Raw genomic sequence first — 12,967 nt, forward strand, 5'->3', positions numbered from 1 at the left:
AGAGGTGGAGGTTTTCATGGAGTCGGGGGCGGGGAGCGGCTTGCGCATCGGCGTGATCGGCTGCGGCACTATTTCGGCGACCTATATGCGCAATGCGCGGCTGTTTGCCGGGGTGGAGATGCGCGCCTGCGCCGATATCTCCGCCGACATGGCCGCCCAGCGCGCCGCCGAATACGGCCTGACCGCGATGAGCGTCGATACGCTGCTGGCCGATCCGGAGATCGACCTCATCCTCAACCTCACCGTGCCCAACATGCATTTCGACATTTCGCAATCGGCCTTAGCGGCGGGCAAGCATGTGTTCACCGAAAAGCCGCTGGCCTCGACCTTCGCCGAGGGCAAGCGGCTTGTCGAGGAAGCGCAGCGACGGGGCCTCAGGATCGGCTCGGCACCGGATACGTTTCTGGGCGCGGCCGGACGCCGGGCGCGAAAACTGGTCGACGACGGCGCCATCGGCCGGCCGGTCAGCGGCACGGCCTTCATGTTCGGGCGCGGCATGGAGCATTGGCATCCCAATCCGCAATTCTTCTACCAGCCGGGCGGCGGCCCGGTGCTCGACATGGGGCCTTATTACCTGACGATGCTCGTCAACCTGCTCGGCCCGGTGCGCTCCGTCGTGGCATTGACCACGCGGGGACGGGAGGAGCGGCTGATCACCGCCGAAGGCCCCTTCAAGAACAAGATGTTTCCGGTGGAGACCCCAACGACGGCGCTGTCACTGCTCGAATTCGAAAGCGGCGCGCTGGTCAATTTCGGCGCGTCCTGGGATGTCTACCGCCACTCCAACCACCCGATCGAACTGCACGGCACCGAGGGCTCATTGCGGCTGCCCGATCCCGATACGTTCGGCGGCACCGTCTCACTGTCGTCGGCCGGCGCAGATTGGGCGGATTTCGACAGCGAGACCGCACCCTATGGCGCCCATAACTGGCCACATGCCGCGCCGGACCGCGCCAATTACCGCATGCTCGGCGTCGCCGAGCTGGCGCGGGCCATCGCCGAGGGACGACCGGCGCGCGCCGAAGGGGAACTGGCGCTGCATGTGCTGGAGATCATGGAAGCCATCCTGCACTCGGGCGAAACCCGGTCTTCCGTAAACCTCTCCACCCGGATCGAGCGGCCGAGTGCGCTTGGCGAGGACGAAGCACGGAGCTTTCTGGCATGACGGCGACCTTCAAAATCCTGATCTGCGACCTGATCGGCCTGCGTTTCGATGCCGACAGACGGCCGGATCACAGCGAAGTCATGGCGCATATCGAGGCGCGGGGCGGGTATTTTCACGAAGGGCCGCTCGATCCGGCGGCCAGCCTGCCGCCCGGCCTGCATTTCTTCTACCAGCCCGATCTCAGCCGGCGCGAAGAACTGCTCAATGAGACGGCGGACGGGCGTTATGACGGGCTGATCGCGGCGGCGACCTTCATTCCGGCCGAGGCACGGTTTGCGCTCGGCGGCGTGCGCATTGGCGCCGGTACCGGCAATATGGGCTCCGCCTCCTGGGGTGGCGGTAGTGGCATGGGCGGCGAGGCCGTGCTGATGAACACGCCCGGCTTCAACAGCCGCGCCACGGCGCAGATGGCGATGAAAGCCGTCTTGCGCGTCCTGCCCGACCTGCCCGTCGAGCGGTTGGAAGCCTTGGTGGAGGCCGGCGATTTCGATACCGGCAAGGATCTGCGGCTTTTCCCGACCGAAAAACTGGAGGGCAAGCGCTTCGCCGTCATCGGCTACGGCAATATCGGCCGGGAAGTGGCAAAGCTGGCGCGCGCCTTCGCCATGCAAGTCGTCATCCACGCCCGCGAACGCCACCGCGCATCCATCAAATCCGAAGGCTTTGCCTATGCCGCCTCGATAGCGGAGGCGGCGGCGGGCGCAGATGTCCTCAGCATCCATATCGGCCTCGGGCCGCTGGATGCGGCCGGGCGTTTTGCCAATCAGGATCTGATCGGCGAGGCGGTGTTTTCCGCGCTGGCGGATAGGGCGGTGCTGGTCAATTATGACCGTGGCGAGCTGGTGGATACGGCCGCCCTCGACCGGGCGCTGGCCTCCGGCAAGCTCAGCCATGCCGCGATCGATGCCGACCTGTTCAAGGATGCGGAAACCGGCGCACTCTCCGGGCCGATGCTGCCTTACCTGCCGCTCGCCAAACGCCATCCCGGCAAATTGTCGCTGCTGCCGCATGCCGCCGCCGATACCGACCATCCCTCGCGCGTCGCCGGGGCGAAGCAGGCCGCCGACCAGATATTCGACCTTGCCCTGAAGAGGCGCGTCACCAATCTCAAGGGCAGCCTGCCGGATGGCTATGTCGATGCCGGCACGGTTTCGCCGCCGGGCATCGGCGCGATCAACGCGCTCGGGCTTGCCGCTTTTCTGGGCGAGGAGGTGGCGGCGCTGCGCGACCTGACGATGCGTACCACCGAATTGCTGACTACTTTCGAGACGGCGCGCGGCGAGGGGCGGCTGGAGGTGGAAATAGCCGCGCAGGGCGGGGATTTTGTCGATCTCGCCAACCGCACCATTCTGCTGCTGGCAAAACTCGGCCTGCCGGGGCCTTATCGCGGCGATTGAGCATCCATCAGGCTCAGCGCATCCTGCAGGCTCGGCATGGCGAGGCCCGCGCCCTTGCGGGTGACGGCCATGGCCCCGAAGGCATTGGCCAAGCGACAGCATTCGCGGCCGCTCAACCCCGTGAGACGGCCATGGATATGGCCGGCGGCGAAGGCATCGCCCGCGCCTGTCGTATCCGTCACCTCGACCGCGAACCACGGCGCGCGGTCGGTGCTGCCGCGCTGGCAGAGCAGCGACAGCGAACCGTGCCCCTTGAGCGCGATGCGCCTGATACCGCCGCTCAACAGCGCCTCGATCATCGGCCCGAGCACGCTGTCCGCCGGCCGGTCGAGCAGCCGGGGAAGATCGGCGCTGTCGAGCATGATCGTATCGAGCTTCGGCAACAAGGCGAGCACGTCGGCCGCAATCGTCGAGACGACGCCGCCGGGAATGTCGAGGCTGACGGGAATTTTTCGCGCGACAGCCAGATCGATGGCCTTGCGCGCCGCATCCGATTGCGGTGCCTGCAGCAGCGCATAGCCGGAGAGATGGAACAGCGCCGCACCCTCGAAGGCCTCCTCGATCACCGCGCCGGGCGCCAGCCGCGCATTGGCGCCGCGATAGGCGAACATGGTGCGTTCGCCGGTTATGCCGACGGTGACGACGTTGATCTGGGTCGGCTCGGAGGCATCCGTGCCGATCCAGTGTGTGACGATGCCCGTCGCGGACAGATCGGACATGGCCTGCCGGCCCCAGGCATCGTTGCCGACGCGGCCGATCATCCGGGCTTCATGCCCGGCGCGGGCCAGCGTGATGGCCGTGTTCGTCGCCGATCCGCCGATCACCGCCATCTGACGGGTGGCGATCGCTTCCCCGCCCTCGGCCGGATAGGCGGGGATATCGAGAACGAGATCGATATTGATATCCCCGAGCAGGACGACAACGGCCATCTTTGAGGTCTCAGATCTCGATATGCATCTGGTCGATGGCCTGGTCGACATCGGCGATGATGTCGTCGATATGCTCGATGCCGACCGAGAAGCGCACGAGGCCATCGACCACGCCCATCGCTTCACGCTCCTGGCTGGGAATATCGAGGAAGGCCATGGTTGCCGGAACCTGCGTCGTGGTGCGCAGGCCGCCGAGGCTGGCGGCGAAGCAGCACAGCTTCAGCCGCTTGAGCAGGCGCGCGCCCGAGGGTTCATCGACCACCTGGAAGGAGAGCATCGCGCCGCCGCCCTTCAGCTGTTCGCTGGCCGACTCGTAGTTCGGATGCGAGGGCAGGCCGGGATAGAAGACGCGCTTGACCTTCGGATGGCTTTCGAGATGCTTGGCGAGCGCCAAAGCGTTGGCGCACTGCTTTTCGAGGCGCAGCGCCAGCGTCTGGGCGCCGCGCAGCAGCAGCCAGGCATTGAAGGGCGAGAGCGGCGCGCCGAGCTTGTTCAGCGTGTTCCAGCGCACGTCCTCCAGCCAGTCGGCCGGCAGGATGTCGGACTTCAGCGTAATGACGCCGCCGACGGCATCGTTGTGGCCGCCGATGAACTTGGTGGCGCTTTCGACGACGACGTCGACGCCGAATTCATGCGGGCGGCAGACGGCCGGCGAGGCAAACGTATTGTCGCAGATAACGACGATGCCGCGGGCATGGGCGATCTCGACCAGCTTCTTCAGCGGCGGCACCTTCATCGTCGGGTTGGCGATGGCCTCGACATAGAGAACCTTGGTCTCGTCGGTGAAGGCGTTTTCGACGGCGCGCACGTCGGTGCAATCGACGAGGCTGACCTTCAGGCCGAAATCCTGGGCGCGGTGGTCGAAGAATTCATGCGTCGAGGAATAGGTGGTGAGATCGGCAACGACATGGTCGCCGGCCTTGAGGATGCCGAACAGCGCATGCGAGATCGCCGCCATGCCGGAGGCGGTGGCGAGGCAGGCGGTGCCGCCGGTCAGCTGGGCGATGTGTTCTTCCAGCTTGTATTCGGTCGGGTTGCCGCAGCGCGAATAGATGTTCACTTCCTTGCGGGCGCCGGCCACGATCTGGTCGTAGATATCGCCGGCATACTGGAAGTTGGCCGACATGTAGATCGGGTAGCTGATCGACTGGGAATGTTCTTCCGCCTCGTAGAACACGGCGCGGCTGGCGAATTCGTAGTCTTTGGAAGACATGGGGCTTACTCCTGGGACATCATTCCTTCACGGCGCCGCCGACAAGGGCGGCCGTGATCTGGCGTTCGAAGAAAATGAAGAGGACGAGCGGCGCGATCGCCGCGATCAGGATCGCCGCCAGCATCACCGGATAATTGGTGATATGCTCGCCGACGAAATCGGTCAGGCCGACGGGCAGGGTCTTGCGCGCCGGATTGTTGATGAACACGACCGGGAACAGGAAATCGTTCCACACCCAGATCATGTTGACGATGCCGACCGTGAACATGGCCGGCTTGGCGATCGGCAGGGCGATCTTGCGGAAGATCAGCCATTCCGAGGCGCCGTCGACGCGGCCGGCATCGAAGAGTTCGCGCGGCAGCGTGTTGAAGAAGGCCTGCATGATGAAGATCGACACCGGCACGTTGAAGGCCGCCGTCGGCAGGATGACGCCGAGATGGGTGTCGAGCAGGCCGGCGCCACGCAGCATGACGACAAGCGGAACCAGCGCCACATAGGCGGGGATCGCCATCGCCGCCGTCAGGCCCAGCTCCACCGCCGGCATCCAGCGCGGCCGGTAGATGGCCAGCGCATAGCCGGCCAGCGTCGAGACGAAGACGGTGATAACAGTTGCGCCCGCCATGATGATGAGCGAATTGACCGCGTAGCCGCCGAGCGCGCCGCCGCTCCACGCGCCGACATAGGCGTCGAAATTCAGGCTGGTCGGGAAGGACCAGACCGAGCGGATGAATTCCTTGTTGGTCTTGAAGGTGCTGTAGATCATCCAGATGAACGGGAAGACCACCAGCAGCACATGAAAGGTCAGGACGGCGAGCACGATGCTGCTCGTGCGGCTCCAGCGGTGGACGACGGTCTGGTTCATGCGTCGCCCTTCCGCTTCAAGTACCGGAAGACGACCCAGGCGGCGAGCGCCGTCAGCACCATCTGGGCAAAGCCGATGGTCGCGGCATATCCCATCTCGAAGCTGCCGAAGCCCATCTTGTAGAGATAGGTGGAGACCACTTCGCTGGCGTGGCTGGGTCCGCCATTGGTCAGCACGAAGACCAGCGAGAAGGTTTTCAGCGAGCCGATGATCGCCAGCAGCGAATTGGCGCGCACCGCATCCCAGACCATCGGAATGGTGATCGAGAAGAATTTGCGCCAATGGCCGGCGCCGTCGATCTCCGCCGCCTCGTAGACGCTTTCCGGCACCGAGCGCACGGCGGCGGTGAACAACAGCACGTAAAGCCCGAGATAGGTAAAACTCATGACCACGACGACGGCGAGGAAGGCAGTGTCGGATTCGCCCAGCCAGCCGCGCTTCAGGCTATCCAGCCCCACCGCCTTCAGGGCGGCATTCACCAGCCCGAAATAGGGGTTGTACATGAAGCGCCACAGCAGCCCGATGCAGATCTCGCTGACCATGACCGGCACGAGATAGAAAAACAGGAAGATGCGGGAGAAAGCCGGGACGATGCGCACCAGGCAATAGGCAATCGCCAGCGCCAGGAACACCTGGAAGACGATGGCGGAAAGGGCGACGAGCAGGTTGCGCCCGAGCGAGGCCCAGAAGATCGGATCGGCAGCAAGCCGCAGCACATTGCCGGCGCCGACGAAGACCGGCTGCGAGGCGCCGTCCCACTGGAACATCGACAGCCAGCCGGCATAAACCACCGGATAGGCGACGAAGGCGAAGACGAAAATCAGCGCCGGCGCCAGAAAGGCGAGCGCCGCCCGATTGTGTCTCTTCGCAAAGCCGATATCCGCGCTCATGGGTCCGCCGGTTCCGTTGATTTTTTCGAGCCGCCGGTCGAACCGGCGGCCCGGGTATCATGAAAGGCTTACTTGTTGGCCTTCAGCGCGTCTTCGAGCTTCTTGGCGGCGTCGGCAGGCGCAACGGAACCATCCAGCGCACCCTGCAGCGAGGTGTAGTAGATGTTGGTCGCGGCCGGCGGCATCGCCGTGTCGTAGAAGGAGTCGAGATGGCCGGCGGCATTCATCAGGTCGTTGCTGATGCCGTAGAGAACCGGGCCGGCAGCGGCTTCCGTGGTGGCGCCCTTGACGGTCACCATGGTCTTGCGCAGCTCGACATACTTGGTCATCACTTCCGGCGACGACAGGAACTTCAGCAGCGTCACGGCATCGGCCTTGTTCTCGGCTTTCTGCGAAATGCCGAAGGAGGCGGCGACACCGGCGAGAACGTCGGACTGGTCACCCTTGCCGCCATCGACCTTCGGGAAGGCGAAGAAGCCGAGTTCGAAACCCTCAGGCGCATCCTTGGAGGCGCCGATCTGCCAGGTGCCGTTGAGCAGCATCGCAGCCTGACCGTTCAGGAACAGCATGTTGGCTTCCTGGTCGCTCATGCCGTTGAAGCCGGTCGGGAAGTATTCCTTCTTGGCAAGCTCAGCGACCTTGGTGAAGGCCTGCTCGCCTTCGGGCCCAAGCGTGGCGGCGGCATCGCCATTGACGAAGGAGGCGACGACGCCGGAACCCTTCAGGCGCATTTCCATGTACTGGAACCAGAAGGTGGCCGGCCAGCTATCCTTGTTGCCGAGCGAGAAAGGCACGATGCCATCGGCCTTGATCTTTTCGGCCAGCGCCGTGAGTTCGTCATAGGTCTTGGGGATTTCCCAGCCCTTTTCCTTGAACAGCGCCTTGTCGTACCAGAAGACAACGGAGTCGACGTCGACCGGAACGGCATAGGTATGGCCGTCCTTGCTGGTCTGGGCGATGGCGCTTTCGAGGAAGCTTTCGCGCCAGCCGTCCTTGGCCAGATCCTGGTCGAGCGCATACATCTGGCCGCCCTTGACGAAGGCGTTCAGGAAGCCGCCGGGCAGGGTGTAGAAGACATCAGGGGGATTGCCCGAGGCCATCGCCGTGTTCAGCTTGGTCTTGTAGGAAGACTGTTCGGCCGCGACCACGTCAAGCTTGATGTCGGGATGCTTCTTGGCGAATTCGTCCAGCGCGAAGTTGATGAAATCGACCTTGTCCTGCTGCCCGGCATAGGCATGCCAGAACGAAAGCTCGCCGGCCATGGCCGGAAATGCCGCAAACGCCAGCGCGGCGCCGGCGATGAGAAGACGTTTCAACTTCACAGGTAATCCTCCCCGAAAAGATTTTTTGCAGCGCCCTTCGCTGCTCGATGTAGTGATGCCACAACAAAAATCCCATGTCTATAGTGACACCACAACATACCCATGCTAGCTTTGGCCATCGACAGCGAGAAAGCCGCCATGAACGTTGACCCGCGTGGTCCCTCCAGCCCAGCCAGCAGCCGGCTGCGAAGCGTCCTGCCGAAATTGTCGGACTCCGAGCGCCGCGTGGCGCTGTGGGTGCTCGAAAATGTCGACGCCACCATCCGCAACTCCATGTCGGCCATCGCCCAGGCCGTCGATGTCAGCGATACGACCGTGCTGCGCATGTGTCGCACCGCCGGCTTCGAGGGCTTCACCGACCTCAAGCTGGCGCTGGCGCAGGAGCCGCGCGAGGCCCGCGACGACGCCTCCAGCGAAACCCATGCCAGCGACCTGCAGGCCGCCGGCCGGCTGTTCCGCGCCGTATCGCAGGCGATCAGCGATACGCAAGGGGTGCTGAACGAGGCGGGTTTCGCCAGGGCGCTCGACCTGATCGCCGGGGCGCGCCATATCCTCGTCGGCGGCGTCGGCGGCTCGGGCATCGTCGCGCAGGCCTTCTACCAGCGCTGCATCCGGTTGGGACAGCGCTGCGACGCGCCGATCGACTCGCAGCTGCAGATCATGCATGCGGCGCTGACCGGCCCCGAAGATCTTGTCGTCGTCATCTCCTATTCCGGCATCACCAGCGATCCCGTGCTCATCCTGCAGGAAGCGAAATCCCGGGGGGCGGCGACGCTGTGCATCACCGGCAACAGCGCCTCGCCGCTCGCGCGGCTTGCCGATGTCGTGCTGGTCAGCGTCTCGCATGAGCAGGGCAGCGAGCCGATGGCGGCGCAGATCGCCCAGATGACCCTCGTCGACGCCCTCTATTCCGCGCTCGTCGCCCGCAATGCCGAGCAGGCCCAACTCACCGAAGAACGGATGGTCAACGCCATCCTGCCCAAATCGATCTAAAAGCAATTCCAGCAAAAGTGTGCAGCGGTTTTGCGTCCGGAATTGCTCCAACCATGAAACAGGTATCGTCCCCGTGAAAATCCAGATTTACACCATGCAGACCGTTTCCGAAGCCCTGGCCGCCGCCGCCGCGGGCGTCGATTATCTCGGCCTGACGCCCTCCAATCGCGGGTTGCCGGGCGAAATCAGCTTCGAGACGGCGCGCGAGATCGCCGATGCCGTCAAGGGCAAGGCGGAGCGCGTGGCGCTGTCGGTGGAAAGCGATCTCGGCCTGATTGCCGACATGGTCGCCGCCGTCCGTCCCGACGTCCTGCATCTGTGCGGCAATATCGCGCTGGTGACGCCGGATCATGTGCGGCAGTTGCGCGAAACCCTGCTGCCGCTCTATCCGGAACTGCGCATCCTGCAGGCGATCCCGATGACCGGGCCGGAAGCGCTGGACCACGCGGCCGCCTTCGAGCCCTATTCCGATAGCTTCATCCTCGATTCCGTCGCCGCCCATATCGACGGCATCGGCGCGGCCGGCGTCACCCATGACTGGTCGCTCTCCCGGGAAATCGTCAAGCGCAGCAAGCTGCCGGTGATCCTCGCCGGCGGTCTTGGCCCGGACAACGTCGCCGCCGCCATCGAAGCCGTCAAACCCTGGGCGGTGGATTCGCTGACCCACACCAACAAGCCGCTGCCGGAAGGCGGTTTCCGCAAGGACATCGACAAGATCGCCGCCTTCGTGAAGGCCGCGCGCGCGGCCTGAGCGAGAAGCGCCGGCACCGCAATCCATCGCTTTCCTCCGTCATGGTCGGGCTTGTCCCGACCATCTAAGCACGGATGAGATAATCCATTATCTTCAATTGCTTGGCGGATGTTGGCAGATGGTCGGGACAAGCCCGACCATGACGTGGAGATTGAGGGAAAGCTTGTCAAAAATGAAAAGGGGGCGGCGCCATCGGCACCGCCCCCTTTCTGTTTTATAGTCTTCGCCAAAACTCAGCCGGCATTTGCCCGCAATGGTTGGGCCTCGGCGCGCGCAATCGAGTCCGCCGCTTCCATGATGGCATGGGTGTCGATGCCGAAATGGGCGTAGAGGTCGGCGATGGTGCCGGTCTGGCCGAAATGCTCGACGCCGAGCGACACCGTGCGGTGGCCCTGCACCGAACCCAGCCAGCCGAGCGTCGCCGGATGGCCGTCGGTGACGGTGATCAGGCTGGCGGCGCGCGACACGCTGTCGAACAGCGTCTCGATATGGCTACGGGCGTTGATTTCCCCGTGGCGGCGGGCGCGTTGCGCCGCCGTCCAGCCGGCGTTCAGCCGGTCGGCGGAGGTGACGGCCAGCACGGCGATATCGCCATGCGCCTCGGCCATGCGGCCGGCCGCCATCAGCACTTCCGGCGCGATGCAGCCCTGATAGGCAAGCACGATGCGGGTGCGGGCGGACGGCGCGCGTAGCCAGTAGGCGCCGTCGATGACGCCCTGGCGGAAGGCCGGATCCTCGCGGCGCAGCGCGATCTGCTCCAGCGGGCGCGTCGTCAGGCGCAGATAGACCGAGCCGCCGGTCTCGTCGCGCAGCCAGGTGCGGGTATCATGGCCGCCATCGCCGTCGCGCTGCATATAGTCGAAGGACCAGTCCATGATGACGGACAATTCGTCGAGGAAGGCTGGCTCGAAGCTCGCAAGCCCGTCCTGGCTGATACCGATGAGCTGTGAACCAATCGACTGATGCGCGCCGCCTTCCGGAGCCAGCGTCACGCCGGAGGGCGTACCGACGATCATGAAGCGGGCATCCTGATAGCAGACATAGTTCAGGGCATCGAGGCCGCGCGCCACGAAGGGATCGTAGACCGTGCCGATCGGCAGCAGGCGCTCGCCGAACAGCGAATGCGACAGGCCCGCAGCGCCGAGCAGCAGGAACAGGTTCATTTCGGCAATGCCCAGCTCGATATGCTGGCCGGCCGGGCCGAACTCCCATTTCTGCACTGAGGGCACCCGCTCGTCGCGGAATGTATCCGCCTGTTTGTCGCGGGCGAAAAGGCCGCGGCGATTGACCCAGGGACCGAGATTGGTCGAGACCGTGACGTCAGGCGCGGTGGTAACGATACGCTGCGACAGCGCATCGTCGCGTTGCGCCAGTGCATCGAGGATCTTGCCGAAGCCGGCTTGGGTCGACAATTCACGGTCGTCGAGGAAAACCGGGCCGGAGCCGGGCAGGGTAGGCGATGTGAAGCGGCGCGGTCCCTCGGCAAAGAAGGGTACCGACTTCAGGAATTCGCGCGCTGGCTGGGGCGAGGGTATGGCGCCGAATTTTTCCCATTCGTCGCCCGGCTTGACGCCGATGCGGGTCTGGAAGGTCTCCATCTGCGCCTTGGTCATCAGGCCGGCATGGTTGTCCTTGTGGCCGGCCAGCGGCGTGCCCCAGCCCTTGATCGTATAGGCGAGGAAGACGGTCGGCCGGTCGTGGTCGATGCTCTCGAAGGTGCGGACCAACGTTTCCAGGCAATGGCCGCCGAGATTGTTCATCAGATCCGAAAGCTGCTCGTCGCTGCGCGATGCGAGAAGTGCTGCGACACCCGGCTCGCTGCCGATCTCGTCGGTCAGGCGCTTGCGCCAGGCCGCACCGCCCTGGAAGGTGAGGGCGGAATAGAGCTGGTTCGGGCACCGGTCGATCCAGCCGCGCAAGGCCTCGCCGCCGGGCTCCTTGAAGGCGGCTTCCTGCAGCGCGCCGTATTTCAGCACCTTCACATCCCAGCCGAAGGCGGTGAAGATGCCTTCGATGCGCTGCCACAGGCCTTCGCGGATGACGCCGTCGAGGCTCTGGCGGTTATAGTCGATCACCCACCAGGTGTTGCGCAGGTCGTGCTTCCAGCCTTCCTGCAGGCACTCGTAGATATTGCCTTCATCGAGTTCGGCATCGCCGACCAGCGCGATCATGCGGCCGGTAGGCTGTTTCTTCGACCATTGCTTGGCAGCGATATAATCCTGCACGATGGAGGCGAAGGCGGTGATCGCCACGCCGAGACCGACCGAACCGGTGGAGAAATCGACGTCGTCGATATCCTTGGTGCGGCTCGGATAGGACTGCGCGCCACCGAAACCGCGGAAATTCTCCAGCTTCTCGCGGGTCTGGTTGCCCATCAGGTACTGGATGCCGTGGAAGACTGGCGAGGCATGCGGCTTGACCGCAACGCGATCTTCCGGCCGCAGCACATGGAAATACAGCGCCGTCATGATCGAGGCGAGCGATGCGGACGAGGCCTGATGGCCCCCGACCTTCACCTCGCCCTTTTCACGCAGATGGTTGGCGTTGTGGATCATCCAGCAGGCATGCCACAGAACCTGTTTTTCCAGATCCTTCAGGCATTCCAGCCGAGCTGGCGTCAAGGCCGGCGCAGTCATCGTGGTCTCACTCCCTGTCTTCCCGATAAGGGGAAATGCTACACCTGAATTCGGGGAAAAAGTGATCTCAATTGACTGTCTAGCATAAAATTGCGAAAAACCCTTTCGATATTCCCTTTTAAACCGGTCAATCATGCCTCCGTCCAAATCCGCTCTCGATCCCGCCTCCATCCGCATCCTCGACCTCTTGCAGCAGAATGCCGAAATGAGCGTTTCGGAGCTGGCCGAGGCGACCGGCCTCTCGGCCTCGCCCTGCTGGCGGCGCGTCAACGATCTCAAGGAAAGCGGCGTCATCAAGGGCTCGGTGGCGCTGGTGGATGCGCAGGCGCTGGGGCTGGCGGTCAATGTCTTCGTGCAGGTATCGCTGAAACAGCAGGACCGGGAATCTCTCGACGTCTTCAACGCCGCCATCCGCACCAAGCCGGAAATCGTCGAATGCTACCTGATGACCGGCGAGGCGGATTACATGCTGCGGGTAGTGGTCGAAGATCTGATGAAATTCCAGGCGCTGGTGGTCGATTTCCTCACCCGCATTCCCGGCGTCGCCAATATCCGCTCCAGCTTTGCGCTCAGCCAGATCAAATACACCACGGCGCTGCCGACCGGCCATCTGAAGACCGGCCGCACGGGTGGATGAATAAACCGCCGTTTTTGCCTTACGTCAAAGAACGCACCGCCGGCCGGGCGTACACCCATGCCAGTCCTTGAACCAATGGAGACTGACATGCTTATTCGCGCAACCGGTACTCTCGTAGCCGCCGGCTTCATGGCCCTGATGGCCTTCCCCGCGCTTTCCGCCGAGATCGAAG

General features: G+C 64.0%; 11 protein-coding genes. 5 read left to right on the plus strand and 6 right to left on the minus strand.

Features of this window, described 5'->3' with window-relative positions:
* The first annotated feature begins 16 nt into the window (after positions 1-16).
* The gene (locus tag P7F60_RS16580) at positions 17-1,165 is read left to right on the plus strand and encodes a Gfo/Idh/MocA family oxidoreductase (RefSeq protein ID WP_277918838.1); all 1,149 of its coding nucleotides are present in this window, start codon (positions 17-19) and stop codon (positions 1,163-1,165) included.
* Positions 1,162-2,562, plus strand: a complete 1,401-nt coding sequence (locus P7F60_RS16585; RefSeq protein ID WP_277918839.1) for an NAD(P)-dependent oxidoreductase — start codon at positions 1,162-1,164, stop codon at positions 2,560-2,562. The genes P7F60_RS16580 and P7F60_RS16585 overlap by 4 nt, the downstream gene beginning before the upstream one ends.
* Here the strand turns inward: P7F60_RS16585 and P7F60_RS16590 are convergent.
* The 5 genes from P7F60_RS16590 to P7F60_RS16610 all read right to left on the minus strand — a co-directional run bounded on the left by P7F60_RS16590 (position 2,547) and on the right by P7F60_RS16610 (position 7,778).
* On the minus strand, positions 2,547-3,491 hold the full coding sequence (locus P7F60_RS16590; RefSeq protein ID WP_277918840.1) for a carbohydrate kinase family protein: 945 nt from the start codon (positions 3,489-3,491) through the stop codon (positions 2,547-2,549). The genes P7F60_RS16585 and P7F60_RS16590 overlap by 16 nt on opposite strands.
* 10 nt (positions 3,492-3,501) lie before the next feature.
* On the minus strand, positions 3,502-4,704 hold the full coding sequence (locus P7F60_RS16595; RefSeq protein ID WP_277918841.1) for an aminotransferase class I/II-fold pyridoxal phosphate-dependent enzyme: 1,203 nt from the start codon (positions 4,702-4,704) through the stop codon (positions 3,502-3,504).
* Between the two features lie 19 nt (positions 4,705-4,723).
* Positions 4,724-5,566, minus strand: coding sequence for a carbohydrate ABC transporter permease (locus tag P7F60_RS16600; RefSeq protein WP_277918842.1), 843 nt, complete (start codon positions 5,564-5,566; stop codon positions 4,724-4,726).
* Positions 5,563-6,456, minus strand: a complete 894-nt coding sequence (locus P7F60_RS16605) for a sugar ABC transporter permease (RefSeq protein WP_277918843.1) — start codon at positions 6,454-6,456, stop codon at positions 5,563-5,565. Before P7F60_RS16605 ends, P7F60_RS16600 begins: the two co-directional genes overlap by 4 nt.
* 68 nt (positions 6,457-6,524) lie before the next feature.
* Complete coding sequence (locus P7F60_RS16610; protein ID WP_277918844.1) at positions 6,525-7,778, minus strand: extracellular solute-binding protein; 1,254 nt, start codon at positions 7,776-7,778, stop codon at positions 6,525-6,527.
* Between the two features lie 138 nt (positions 7,779-7,916).
* On the opposite strand from P7F60_RS16610, the gene P7F60_RS16615 reads away from it, so the two are divergent.
* On the plus strand, positions 7,917-8,771 hold the full coding sequence (locus P7F60_RS16615; protein ID WP_277918845.1) for a MurR/RpiR family transcriptional regulator: 855 nt from the start codon (positions 7,917-7,919) through the stop codon (positions 8,769-8,771).
* Between the two features lie 73 nt (positions 8,772-8,844).
* Positions 8,845-9,522, plus strand: a complete 678-nt coding sequence (locus tag P7F60_RS16620; protein ID WP_277918846.1) for a phosphoribosylanthranilate isomerase — start codon at positions 8,845-8,847, stop codon at positions 9,520-9,522.
* Positions 9,523-9,755: 233 nt separating this feature from the next.
* Here P7F60_RS16620 and P7F60_RS16625 read toward each other — a convergent pair whose 3' ends face one another.
* Positions 9,756-12,158 carry a transketolase gene (locus P7F60_RS16625; RefSeq protein ID WP_277918847.1) on the minus strand — a complete coding sequence of 801 codons (2,403 nt, stop codon included), beginning with the start codon at positions 12,156-12,158 and terminating at the stop codon, positions 9,756-9,758.
* A 133-nt stretch (positions 12,159-12,291) separates the two neighbouring features.
* Between P7F60_RS16625 and P7F60_RS16630 the strand changes: the two genes are divergently transcribed.
* Positions 12,292-12,795 carry an Lrp/AsnC family transcriptional regulator gene (locus P7F60_RS16630; protein ID WP_277918848.1) on the plus strand — a complete coding sequence of 168 codons (504 nt, stop codon included), beginning with the start codon at positions 12,292-12,294 and terminating at the stop codon, positions 12,793-12,795.
* Positions 12,796-12,967: the final 172 nt, after the last annotated feature.

The sequence above is a fragment of the Rhizobium sp. YJ-22 genome (genome assembly GCF_029601685.1).
Lineage (GTDB): Bacteria > Pseudomonadota > Alphaproteobacteria > Rhizobiales > Rhizobiaceae > Metarhizobium.